The sequence below is a fragment of the Ideonella sp. P3_A4 genome, from assembly GCF_056403075.1.
In genome coordinates this window covers 1-11,678 of record NZ_JBFUGE010000168.1, presented here as the reverse complement: position 1 = coordinate 11,678, position 11,678 = coordinate 1, and the positions used below count along the sequence as shown (strand labels likewise).

Annotated in this window: 11 protein-coding genes; 6 read left to right on the top strand and 5 right to left on the bottom strand. The window is 67.7% G+C overall.

All coding sequences use genetic code 11. The features are described 5' to 3' along the window. Positions 1–53 precede the first annotated feature (53 nt). From AC1DYI_RS16105 to AC1DYI_RS16095, 3 genes are all read left to right on the top strand, one after another. A complete protein-coding gene (locus AC1DYI_RS16105) occupies positions 54–1,178 on the top strand; it encodes an ABC transporter ATP-binding protein (protein WP_477205141.1) in 1,125 nt (374 codons plus the stop codon). Then, entirely contained in the window at positions 1,175–2,872 is a 1,698-nt protein-coding gene (locus AC1DYI_RS16100) for a glycoside hydrolase family 9 protein (RefSeq protein WP_477205140.1), read from the top strand. Before AC1DYI_RS16105 ends, AC1DYI_RS16100 begins: the two co-directional genes overlap by 4 nt. A gap of 64 nt (positions 2,873–2,936) precedes the next feature. Further along, positions 2,937–3,794 (top strand): fumarylacetoacetate hydrolase family protein, encoded by an 858-nt coding sequence (locus AC1DYI_RS16095; protein WP_477205139.1) that lies wholly within the window; start codon positions 2,937–2,939, stop codon positions 3,792–3,794. Between the two features lie 21 nt (positions 3,795–3,815). Here AC1DYI_RS16095 and AC1DYI_RS16090 read toward each other — a convergent pair whose 3' ends face one another. The 3 genes from AC1DYI_RS16090 to AC1DYI_RS16080 form a co-directional block, all read right to left on the bottom strand. Next, the gene (locus AC1DYI_RS16090; RefSeq protein ID WP_477205138.1) at positions 3,816–5,174 is read right to left on the bottom strand and encodes a hypothetical protein; all 1,359 of its coding nucleotides are present in this window, start codon (positions 5,172–5,174) and stop codon (positions 3,816–3,818) included. Between the two features lie 102 nt (positions 5,175–5,276). Next, positions 5,277–5,885 (bottom strand): glutathione transferase GstA, encoded by a 609-nt coding sequence (gene gstA / locus AC1DYI_RS16085; RefSeq protein WP_477205137.1) that lies wholly within the window; start codon positions 5,883–5,885, stop codon positions 5,277–5,279. Positions 5,886–5,928: 43 nt separating this feature from the next. Next, positions 5,929–6,210 carry a hypothetical protein gene (locus tag AC1DYI_RS16080; RefSeq protein WP_477205136.1) on the bottom strand — a complete coding sequence of 94 codons (282 nt, stop codon included), beginning with the start codon at positions 6,208–6,210 and terminating at the stop codon, positions 5,929–5,931. Here AC1DYI_RS16080 and AC1DYI_RS16075 point away from each other — a divergent pair. Next, positions 6,209–6,721, top strand: coding sequence for a DUF2231 domain-containing protein (locus tag AC1DYI_RS16075; RefSeq protein ID WP_477205135.1), 513 nt, complete (start codon positions 6,209–6,211; stop codon positions 6,719–6,721). The two genes, AC1DYI_RS16080 and AC1DYI_RS16075, sit on opposite strands and share 2 nt — an antisense overlap. 42 nt (positions 6,722–6,763) lie before the next feature. Then, entirely contained in the window at positions 6,764–9,748 is a 2,985-nt protein-coding gene (locus AC1DYI_RS16070) for a response regulator (RefSeq protein WP_477205134.1), read from the top strand. Between the two features lie 31 nt (positions 9,749–9,779). Here AC1DYI_RS16070 and AC1DYI_RS16065 read toward each other — a convergent pair whose 3' ends face one another. Then, positions 9,780–9,932: a hypothetical protein gene (locus AC1DYI_RS16065; protein ID WP_477205133.1), complete on the bottom strand. Its 153-nt coding sequence runs from the start codon at positions 9,930–9,932 to the stop codon at positions 9,780–9,782. A 163-nt stretch (positions 9,933–10,095) separates the two neighbouring features. Here AC1DYI_RS16065 and AC1DYI_RS16060 point away from each other — a divergent pair, with 163 nt between their 5' ends. Continuing rightward, on the top strand, positions 10,096–11,007 hold the full coding sequence (locus AC1DYI_RS16060) for a LysR substrate-binding domain-containing protein (RefSeq protein WP_477205132.1): 912 nt from the start codon (positions 10,096–10,098) through the stop codon (positions 11,005–11,007). On the opposite strand, the gene AC1DYI_RS16055 is transcribed toward AC1DYI_RS16060, so the two are convergent. Beyond that, the coding region (locus AC1DYI_RS16055) for a LysR substrate-binding domain-containing protein (RefSeq protein WP_477205131.1) at positions 11,004–11,678 on the bottom strand (675 nt) is incomplete at its 5' end. The two genes, AC1DYI_RS16060 and AC1DYI_RS16055, sit on opposite strands and share 4 nt — an antisense overlap.

The following is an 11,678-nucleotide window of genomic DNA, read 5'->3' as shown; positions in this document are numbered from 1 at the left end:
GGCCAGCGCTACTTCGTCAAGGGCTTGGCGGCCGGTGCGGTCAAGGGTTAGGCATGGCTTCGGTATCTCTGCAGGGCGTTGCGAAACAGTTTCAACCGGGTCAGCCGGTGCTGGCCGGTGTGGATCTGCACATCGCCGACGGCGAGTTCGTCGTCTTCGTCGGCCCGTCGGGCTCGGGAAAATCGACGCTGCTGCGGCTGATCGCCGGGCTGGAAGAGGCCAGCGGCGGCGAGATCTTCATCGGCGACAAGCGTGCGACCGAGTTGCCGCCAGCCCAGCGTGGTGTCGCGATGGTGTTTCAGAGCTATGCGCTGTACCCGCACATGAACGTGCACGACAACCTGGCGTTCGCGCCGCGCATGGCGGGCATGGGAAAGGCCGAAGTCACTCAGCGCGTGAACCGCGCCGCGAAGCTGCTGCAGATCGAACCGCTGCTGCAACGCAAGCCGGCCGCACTGTCGGGCGGGCAGCGCCAGCGTGTGGCGATCGGCCGCGCGATCGTCCGCGAGCCCCGCGTTTTCTTGTTCGACGAACCGCTGTCGAACCTCGACGCCGCGCTGCGTCAGACGCTGCGTGTCGAGCTGGCCGCGCTTCACCGCCAGTTGGGCGCGACGATGGTCTATGTCACACACGACCAGGTCGAGGCAATGACCTTGGCCGACCGGATGGCCGTGTTCGACGGCGGCGTTGTGCAGCAGGTCGGACGGCCTGCCGAGCTGTACCGCTCGCCGTGCAACCTCTTCGTCGCCGGCTTCCTCGGTTCGCCGAAGATCAACCTGCTGACGGGGCGGTTGCTGCGCGCCGGTGCAGAACTGGCCGAGATCGAGGTGCCAGGCCTTGCGCGGTTGCTGGTGGCGGCCGATGCGCGCCGGCTGTCGGTGGGCGATGCGGTGACGGTGGGCATCCGCCCCGAGCACCTGGAGCTGGCCGATACCGACTCCACCGACAGCGCCAACCGCATCCCGGCCCAGGTGGCGCTGGCCGAATACCTGGGCGACCACCAACTTCTGCACGTGGTGGCAGGCCCCGACGGCACGCGGCTGGCCTTGAAGCGGCCGCCGCTGGATGTGCCGCCAGCCGGCACGGCGGTGGTGCTGCAGGCGGCCGCTGGCCACGGCTTGTTGTTCGACGCCGCCGGTCGTGCCTTGCCGCRCACCGGCGATGATGGGGCACCATGAAGATCCTGCACAACCACCTGGGCTACCGGGCCGCCGCACCGAGCAAACGCGTGCTGCTGCAAGCCAGCAGCGCACCGCCGAGCGAGCGCTTTATCGTCTACGAGGCCGACGAGCGGCGGGTGGTGCTCGAAGGCCGTTGGCAACCGCTGGGTCCGGTGCAGCGCTGGCGCGATTGGCAGTATTGGGCGGCCGAGCTTGGTCCGCTGCAGACACCGGGCTGCTACATCGTGGCGGCGGCGGGCGCGAACCCACCGCTGCAATCGCAGCCTTTCGCGATCAGCGAGAAGCTCTACGACGGCCAGCACATCTCCGACCTGCTGCACTACATCAAGTCGCAGCGCTGCGGTGGCATCTTCGATGCGGCCGACCGCGACTGTCCGATTCAGCGTGCTGAAGGAGAACCGGCAGAACGGATGGATGTGCACGGCGGCTGGTACGACGCATCCGGCGACGCGAGCAAGTACCTGACGCATCTCTCGTACGCCAACTTCCTGAACCCGCAGCAAACGCCGCAGGTGGTGTGGAACCTGCTGGAGACACGATCGCGCTTGGCCGAGCCCGGCATCTGGATGGACGACCGCCTGGTCGACGAGGCGCTGCACGGGGCCGATTTCCTGCACCGCATGCTGCACCCCGACGGCTACTTCTGCCAGACGGTGTTCGACCGCTGGAGCAAGGACGTTGGCCAGCGCAAGATCTGCGCATACGAGACGCAGAAGGGCCATCTATTGACGACGGTGCAGGCGGGCTTTCGCCAGGGCGCCGGCAGCGCGATCGCCGCGCTGGCCCGCGCGAGCACGCTGCCGCGCGACGGCGCGTTCACGCGCAGCAGCTACCTCGCGGCCGCCGAGCGCGCGTTCGCGCACCTGGCTGAGCACAACTCGCGCTACCTGCCTGACGGGCGCGAAAACATCATCGACGACTACTGTGCGCTGCTCGCCGCGAGCGAGTTGTGCGCAGCCACCGGCGGCCAGGCCACCTACGCCGGCGCGGTGCAGCATCGCGCCGAGCGTTTGCTGAGCCGCCAGCACGCCGATGGCTGGTTCTGGGCCGACGACGCCAAGACCCGCAGCTACACCCACGCCGCCGAGGCCGGTCTGCCCTATGTGGCATTGCTGCGCACGCTGGAAGCCTGCGCCGGCGTCGTCGATGCAGATGCCCTGCGCGCTGCGCTGCGCCGCGGGCTGCAGTGGGAACTGCACGTCACCACCAACGGCGAGAACAACCCCTTCCACCTGCCGCGCCAGTATGTGACGACGCCGACCCAGCCCGGCCGTGCGCAGTTCTTCATGCCACACAGCAACGACAGTGGCTATTGGTGGCAAGGCGAGAACGCGCGACTGGCGTCATTGGCTACCGCCGTGCTGTGGGCTCGCCCGCATCTAGGCTCAGGCGGCGAAGACCCGCTGCAGGCCTACGCCGACGCCACGCTCGACTGGATCTTCGGCCGCAACCCCTTCGACACCTGCATGATGCAAGGCGCCGGCCACGGCCCCGCACCGCGCTACGAGCCGAGGTACTGGAACGCGCCGGGCGGCGTCTGCAACGGCATCACCGCCGGTCTGGACGACGAAGAAGACATCGACTTCCGCCTGCCCGCGCAGACCGATCCGATGCACTCGTGGCGTTGGAGCGAGCAGTGGCTGCCGCACGGGGCGTGGCTGATGCTGGCGCTGGCGTTCGCCTCCGGTTGACGGGTCGCCGGCATCGCAGCCAAGGCAGACAATGCATCGCATTGGTCTGCCGGGGGATGGTGCGATGAAGCTGCTTGCTTTTCTGGACCCTCAGGGCTGTGCGACCCTAGGTGCGTGCGTCGGTGACGAACTGGTCGACCTGACCGCGCTCGGGTTGCCAGCGACCTTGGACGAACTGCTGCATCGGGGCGAGGCCGGTCTGCAAGCCGCGCGTGACGTGGTGGCTCGTGCGACCACGCGCCGACCGTTGGCGGGTATCACCTACCTGCCGCCGTTGCAGCAGCCTGCGAAGGCCCTGGCCATCGGCCTGAACTACAAGGACCACGCTGCCGAAAGCCGCTTCGAGTTACCGAAGCACCCGGTCGTGTTCCAACGCTATCCGTCGTCATGGGTCGCCCATGGCCAGCCGCTGGTGCGGCCGAAGGTGTCGGTGCAGTTCGACTACGAGGCCGAGTTGGTCGCGGTGATCGGCCGGGCAGGGCGCCACATCCCGAAAGCGCACGCGCTCGACCACGTGGCCGGCTACTCGATGTTCAACGACGGCTCGATCCGCGACCACCAGCTGCGCACGCCTCAGTGGCTGCTGGGCAAGAACTTCGACGCGACCGGCGCCTTCGGTCCGGTATTCGTCACCGCTGACGAGCTGCCAGCGGGCGCTGCCGGCCTGCAGATCCAGTGCCGCCTGAACGGCGAGATGCTGCAGAACGCGAACACCCGCGACATGATCTTCGACGTGGCCGCACTGGTGGCGGCCTGTTCCGAAGTGATGACGCTGCAGCCCGGCGACATGCTGATCACCGGCACGCCGGCGGGTGTTGGCATGGCGCGCCAGCCGCCGGTGTGGATGAAGGCGGGCGATGTCTGCGAGGTCGAGATCGAAGGCATCGGCCTGCTGCGCAACCCGGTGGTCGACGAGGCCTGACACCTCGTCGAACGGATTGCCTCAGTTCATGGCGTCCGGCGGCGGGGTGGGCACCACGTGGCCGCCGGCGCTGCAGCTCGGCGTGTAGAGCTTGCCGGCGAGGATGCTCTGCACGAAGCCCAGCAGGTCGGCATAACCGCCCTTGACGTTGTCGTCGCCGACTCCGCCGCAGCGCGTGACGCGTTCCGGCGTGCCACGGTCAGCATAGGCCTGCGCGAAGTACTGGCCGTAGTTCGGGTCGTGCACGTCGAACATTTCGCGGTCCACGTCGCCTGGGCAGCGTGGCATCTGCTTCGGGTCGTAGATCGGCTTCGTCTCGGGATTGTCGTCGTCGTCGTAGCCTTCGTACCGGCGGTTGCGGTTGTTGCTCTCGAAGCATTGCGGCTTCAGGTGCACGCCGTCGGGCTGGAGCACTGTTTCGTGGTCGTACGACAGGTGCACTGGCACCAACTGGTCAAACGGCACCGTGCGGGCCAGCTGCACGGCGCTGCCGGGCAGCCGGTTCGGGTCGCCGCCGGGCGGCAGGATCGCGTCGGGCGTGTCCTGGTGGACCCAGTAGCGGTACAGCCCGTCGTCGGCGATGAAGACCTGCGCGAGTTCGTCTTCGACATACGTCGTCTGGGCCTGGTAGAGGAAGGCGCCACGCACGGTCGATGACTTCGACCGCCAGTCGGTCGCATGCGGATCACCTGGGATGTTCAGCAACGCATTGAGCAGCGCTGCCGAACCGCGCGACTGGCCAACCACCACCACCTGTGTCGGGTCGATGCCGAAGGCGGTCTTGTTGAGTTTGAGCCAGCGCACCGACGAAGCGATGTCGTCGCTCGGAATCGGGCTCGTGGTGACGGGCGGCCAGTCGGAGGTCTCGAACTTCTTCAGCCGCGGCGCCACGATGCTGCCCAGCGGGTGGCGCGATTCGATGGACGCCACCGCGTAGCCGGCCTTGACCAGCGTCATCACGACCCAGCGCAGCTGCGGTGAGTCGTCCGGGAAGTCTTCGCTCGGACCACCGGGGTGTGCGAAGACCACCAGTGGCAGCGCCTCGGTCAGCGGCTGGTTCGCGCGGCGATAGAAGTCCAGTCGCTGCGACAGCGAGACCTTGTCGGGCTTGCCCTTGGAGGTCAACCAGTTGTTCTCGTCATGCCATTCCTGCCAGGTCTCGGCGTCGGCATAGCAGTAGTCGTTCCACTTGCGGTAGGTGACCGTCAGGTCGTCTTCCGGGTGCCCGGGATCGCGGTACTTGTAGGTGAGCGGATCGGTCGCCGGCAAGGTGCTGCCGCTGAACACAGTGCACGGCGGCGCCGCCTGGACAGTCGGGCCCGCCATGAAGGTGAAGGCGACGAACAACAACGAGGGGAGTACACGCAAGCGCATGGCCATCGTTCGCGAAGTGGTGGAAAAACCAGTGTAGGAGGCACCGGTTCGTCCATCCCACTGGCGGGCTAGGCGTGCACCGTGTCTCGGGACATCTTTACCTTTCCTTTACTTCAGCAGCCCTTCCGCCTTCAACGCGGCCAGCACCGCCGGCCGAGCCGACACACGGGCCAGGTAGTCACGCAAGTGCGGCGTGTCCGACAGCGGAATGCCGAGGAAGTTCGACCAGTTGACGATCGTGAAGGCGTAGGCATCGGCGACGCTGAACTCGCCGGCCAGGTACTCGCGCTGGGCGAGGTGTTTGTCCAGTTCCGCAAACCGCGCCGCGAGCTTGGCCTTCACATCACGCTTGGTCGTGTCCGCGGTCTCCTTGTGCCACAGCCAAGGGCTGAAAGCCTTGTGCAGCTCGCTGGCGACGAAGGCCAGCCATTCGGTCACGGCGAGACGGCGCGTGCTGCCGACCTCGCCAATCAGCGCCTGCGCTGGGTCCTGGTCGGCCAGGTACTGCAGCAGCGCGGCGGCTTCGGTGTGACGCGAACCGTCGTCCAATTCCAGCAACGGCACGTAGCCGCGCGGTGCGATGTCGAAGTAGTTGCCGCCGTCTTCGGTCTTGTGCGTGGCCAGGTCGACCTTGACCGTGTCGAAGCCGATGCCGGCTTCGCGCAAAGCGATGTGAACAGCCAGCGAGCAGGCACCGGGGGCGAAATAGAGTTTCATGGAGCAGGTCCTTTGCGAGGTGGTGGTTGGGGGTGTCTCCAATCTACGGTTGCGCCAGTGCCTTTGAAATAGGCGCCGCGGCAAGCCATGAATGCACCTCTGCAACGCCGCCTACTTCACGAACCAGACGATGTGTGAGCACCATCGCAGCGCAAAAACTGCCGCCGAACTTGCCGACGACCGGTGAATCGGCGGTCATCGGTGCTGCCGCGACCCTGCAAGTGACTGAGAAATGACCGGTTCGGCAGGGCTGGCGGGGCCGCTCTGCCAGGAACATCGATTGCCACGACGCGACATCGCCCCATTCGCGCAAGGCAGTTGTCATGGAGAGCAGAGTCAAGTTGTTCGGGCATCCGCTGCACCAGATGCTGATCGTGTTTCCGCTTGGTCTGCTGGCCACTTCGGTGGTGTTCGACCTGATCAGTCTCTTCGGCAACAGTGCGTCGGCCGCAACCGTCGCCCATGCCTTGATCGCGGCAGGTCTGGTCGGTGGTGCACTCGCCGCGCCCTGGGGCTACATGGATTGGCTGGCCATCCCACGCGGCACGCGGGCCAACGCCATCGGCGCAATGCATGGCGGCGGCAACGTGCTGGTGCTGCTGCTCTTCACCACCAGCTGGTGGCTGCGCCTGGACGAGCCCGCCTTGGCCCCGGCATTGGCCTATGTGCTGTCGTTCTGCGGGGCCGGTGTCGCACTGGTCACCGCTTGGCTGGGGGGCGAGTTGGTGGATCGCCTGGGGGTGGGCGTGTCGCCGCACGCGCACCTGAATGCGCGCAACTCGCTGGCCGGCCCTGCCGAGCCACCGCCGGAAACCTCGAGCGTGCGGGTGCATTGAACGCGGCGCGCCGCTGTCTCGCGGCCTGACGCCTCGTCCACGATGACCTTGCCTGCCTCGGCTGTCGACAGCAGCGAGTTGTTCGTTGCCACCACACCGGCCCGCCTGCCGGTGCGCCGTCGCGCGCTGGCTGCGGTGGTCTTGTCGGCGCTGTTGTTTGTCGGGCTTATGCCTTGGGCCAAGACCGCGCTGCCGCAGGTGGTGGCTTTCATCCCGCTGTACCAGTCGGCGCTGGTGGTCTGCGACCTGATCACCGCTTATCTGCTGCTCGGCCAGTTCCGCATCCTCGGTCGACCGGCGTTGGGCGTGCTGGCCGCGGCCTACCTGTTCTCGGCGCTGATGGCGAGCGTGCATGCGCTGAGCTTTCCGGGCCTGTTTGCGTCCGATGGTGCACTCGCTGCCGGGCCGCAGACCACCGCCTGGCTCTACATGTTCTGGCACGCCGGTTTCCCGCTGGCGGTGCTGGCGTATGCCTGCCGCGGCCGGGCCGGTGAATCGGCACTTGCGTTGTCGGCGGTTCAGTCGCGGCGTGTGGCCGGGTGGGGCACGCTGGCGGTGCTGGTGACCGTGGTGGCGCTGACACTGCTCGCCATCTTCGGCGTCGACCGGTTGCCGCCGATCATGGTCGGCGACCACTACAGCCCGGCAATGACCGCCGTGGTGGGCAGCGTCTGGCTGGCCAACGTGCTGACGGTGGCATTGCTGCTGCGCCGGCCGGACAAGACGGTGCTCGACCTCTGGTTGGTGGTCGTGATGTTCGCGTGGATCTTCGACATCGCGCTGTCGGCGGTCTTCAATGCCGGCCGCTATGACCTCGGCTTCTACAGCGGTCGCCTGTATGGCCTGCTGTCAGCCAGTTATGTGCTGGCCGAGCTGCTGAATGAGAACGCCCACCTGTACAGCCGGTTGGTGGCGATGCATTGGCAAGAGCACGAGCAAGGCGCGGCGCTGGCCAGCGCGCGCGACGAGGCGCTGCAGGCCGATCGTGCGAAGGGCTTGTTCCTGGCCAACATGAGCCACGAGATCCGCACGCCGATGAACGCCATCATCGGCCTGACGCACCTGGCGCTGGACACCGAGCTGAACGAGCGCCAGCGCGACTACCTGACCAAGGTGCATGGTTCGTCGCGGGCGCTGATGCGATTGCTCGACGACATCCTCGACTACTCGAAGATCGAGGCCGGCAAGCTGGCGCTGGAGCACGAGGAGTTCAGTCCCGAAGAGGTGGTCGACCAGGTTGGCGGCCTGTTCGCCGCACGGGCCGAAGAGGCCGGCCTGGGCCTGTACTTCGAGATCGACCCCAGCGTGCCGCAAGGCTTGATGGGCGACGCGATGCGCCTGGGCCAGGTGCTGAGCAACCTGGTCGGCAACGCGATCAAGTTCACGCCGCGTGGCGAGATCATCGTCGCGGTCGATGCGACACCGCAGCCGGCGAGTCCCGGTGCGGTCGCCGCATCCAACGGTGGGCCTGCGGGCTCGACCGTGATGCTGCGCTTCGAGGTTCGCGACAGTGGCATCGGCATGTCTGCCGAGCAGGCGGCACGGCTGTTCCAGCCCTTCACGCAGGCCGACAAGGCCACCACGCGCCGGTTCGGCGGCACTGGCCTGGGCTTGGCGATCTGCCGCCGGTTGGTGGAGTTGATGGGCGGGCGCATCGGCGTGACCAGCGTGCCGGGGCAGGGCAGTGTGTTCGCGTTCACTGCGCGCTTCGAGGTGGCACCGAGCTCGCGCCGGCGGTTGGACCTGCACCGCATCCAACCCATGCGCACGCTGGTGGTCGACCCGCAAGACACCTCGGCGCAGATCCTGACGCAGCAGCTGCAGTCCTGGGGTTTCGAGGTTGGCGGTGCGGCGACCGGCGGCCAGGCGTTGACCGAGCTGCGCTCGGCCGATGAGCGCGCGGCGCCGTTTGATCTGGTGTTGCTGGACGAAAAGACGCCCGGCATCGCCCAAGGCGGCGGGCTGGCCGCCGTCTTGCGTCGGCACGCCCACCCGGCGCGCAGCCGGCCGCTGGCGATCGTCATGCTGGTCTCGGTGTCGGCGCACCAGCGCGTGCTGGAGCTGGCCGGCGCAGTGCCCGCCGACATGGTGCTGACCAAGCCAGTCACGCCGTCACGCCTGTTCGATGCGGTGGTCGTGCTGCAAAGCCGCAGCAATGGCCGCGTGCAGACGACGCCCACCGCGCGGCGCCGCTTCGACTTTGCCGAGGCCACGCGGCCGATCCATGGCGCGCGGGTGCTGCTGGTCGAAGACAACGTCATCAACCAGCAGGTCGCGGCCGAGTTCCTGGCCAAGGCAGGCATGAAGGTGACCGTGGCCAACAACGGCATCGAGGCGGTCGACTGTGTCAAGGGCCAGCCCTACGACCTGGTGTTGATGGATGTGCAGATGCCGGAGATGGACGGCCTGCAGGCCACGCGTTTGATCCGCACATTGCCTCAGGGCCAGGCGCTGCCGATCGTCGCGATGACCGCTTCGGCCCTGGCGCAGGACCGGCACGAGTGCCTGGCCGCCGGCATGGATGGCCACGTGGCCAAGCCCATCGATCCACGCGAACTGGTTGAGACGCTGCTGTCGCGCATCGCGCCGACGCAAGGCAGCGTGCAGTCGGCTACCACTGAATCCAGCATCGCCAGCGAAGCCAGTGCGCTGGACCAGCTGCTGCCCGGCGTGGCGGTGCCGCAGGCACTCGAACGCCTGGCGGGCGACACGCGCATGTACCGCAAGCTGCTGCAGGCCTTTGTGGCGCACCACCAGGGCGACCTGGCGCGCATCGATGAACTGAGCCGTGCGGCGGACTGGGTGGCGTTGGCCCGCTTGGCCCATGGCCTGGCTGGTTCGGCCGGCATGCTGGGGCTGACCGAGGTGTACGAGCTGGCGCGGGAGTTGTCGCACAGTCAACCCGGGCCGCACAGCGCCCAGGTGGCGGCCGCCGCGCGGCTGCATGCCGCGTTGGAACAGGCGTTCAACACATTGGATGCGGTGGCGCCGCGCGTGTCGGCCGCGGCTGGTTTGGCCACGGCCTGATGTACGTAGGCCCTGGTGCGGTCGCTTGCCATCACTGTGTGCGGTGAATGGCTGTGGCGGCCTGGGCCAGCAGCACCTCGCCTGACGGTGGCAAGGCGAACAGGGCCAGGGCTTGGGCCAGCACGGTCGTCAGCATGACGGCGACGACGAGGGCGGTGGCGCGAACACGCAGCGGGGTCTTCATAACGGCTCTCCAGCAGGTGGCAGGGCAGGTCGCCCGGGTGGGACAGGACACTTGGGCTGCCGGGTGATTCGGTGCTGGTAAGCATAAGAGTCCATAAGCAAAAACGGAATCGACTTGTTCTGGCTAAGTTGGTCGGCTATGCTTACCAAAAGGCCAAAATGAGATGACCCGACTGCCGCTGCAAACCTTGCCCGCCTTCCGTGCCGTGGCGCGGCTTGAGAACCTGCGCGCCGCGGCCGAAGAGCTGCACCTCACGCACAGCGCGGTCAGCCAGCAGATCAAGCTGCTCGAAGAGCAGATCGGCTTCGAACTGTTCGATCGCCGAGGCCGCCGCGTGGCATTGAATGCAGCCGGCACCGCGCTGTTGCGCGCCGTCGAGCCGGCGCTCGCGGCGCTGGACGAAGGGGTGCGCACGGCGGCGCTGGCTTCGGGCAACGCCGAGCAGCGCCTGCGCATCACCTTGTTGTCATCGTTCGCCCACCGCTGGCTGTTACCGCGCATGGGCCGCTGGCGCGAATGCCACCCTGACATCGGGCTGGAACTGCACACCTCGCAGCACCTGGTGGAGCTGCAGCGCGAGGGCTTTCACGCCGCGCTGCGCCAGGGCAGCGGCCAATGGCGCGGGCTGGACGCCGTCTGCCTGACCGACTCGCCGATGATCGTGCTGGGCTCGCCGCAGGCCGCGCGCCGCCTGCAAGGCTGCACCGCCGCGCAGCTGGCCGAAGAGCCGCTGCTCGGCAGCACCGTGATGTGGCAACGCTGGTTCGCGCTGAACAAGCTGCGCACCCGCGTCAACCCGGTCGCCACCTTCAGCGACGCGGGCCTGATGCTGCAGGCCGCCGAGCAGAACCTGGGTCTCGCGCTGGGTCGCGAGATTCTTGCCGCCGATGCGCTGAGAGACGGCCGACTGGTGCGCTTGTCGCCGGTGGAGATGCGCCACGAAGAGGGGCAGACCTATTGGCTCGCCTACCCGCCCGAGCTGGCCGACTGGCCCCCGCTGATGGCGCTGCGCCAATGGCTGCTCGATGAACTGGCCTTGTCGCAGCGAGAGCTGGACCGGGCAGTGCCCCGCTAGCCGTTAGCGGAGCGACGCGTCAGCTCGCGCAACAGCTGGCGCAGCGGCGCCTCTGCCTTGCCTTGGCGGCAGGTCAGCACGATGTCTTGCTGGTGGCTGAACAGGGCGGGGTGCACGCGGCGTAGCGGCGCAAGCGCGCGATTCGACGCGACCAGGTGGTCCGGCAGGTAGCCGGCGTAGCGGCCGGTGGCAATGAGTAGCGCGACACCTTCGATGCTGTCGGCGCGGGGGCTGCCGGGACGCATGTGGCCGCGTGCATGCGGCGGCAGGTCGACCGAGTAGGGATCGGCGATGCAGTCGATCTCGGCCAGGCTGTCGCGGGTGATCGTCTTGTCGTTGCGCTTGAACCAGGGGTGGCCGGGGCCGACGTGCAGGCTGCTGGCTTCGGCATACAGGCGCTGTTGCTGCAGGCCGGCGGCCGGCGGGTGCGCGGCCAGGATGCCGGCGTCCAGCTCACCGGCGAGGATGCGGCGTTCGATCTCGATCGGCCGCAGCGACAGCAACTGCAGCTGCAACCCCGGCAAGGCGTCGGCACAGCGCGCCAGCGCGGCCGGCAAGGGGCTGGCCGGCGCGGTCAACAGCGCGTCGACGATGCCCAGCCGCAGCTGCGGTGCAGGCGCCTCGCCCAGCCGCGCCATCTGCTCGCGAAAACCTTGCAGCGAGCCCAGCAG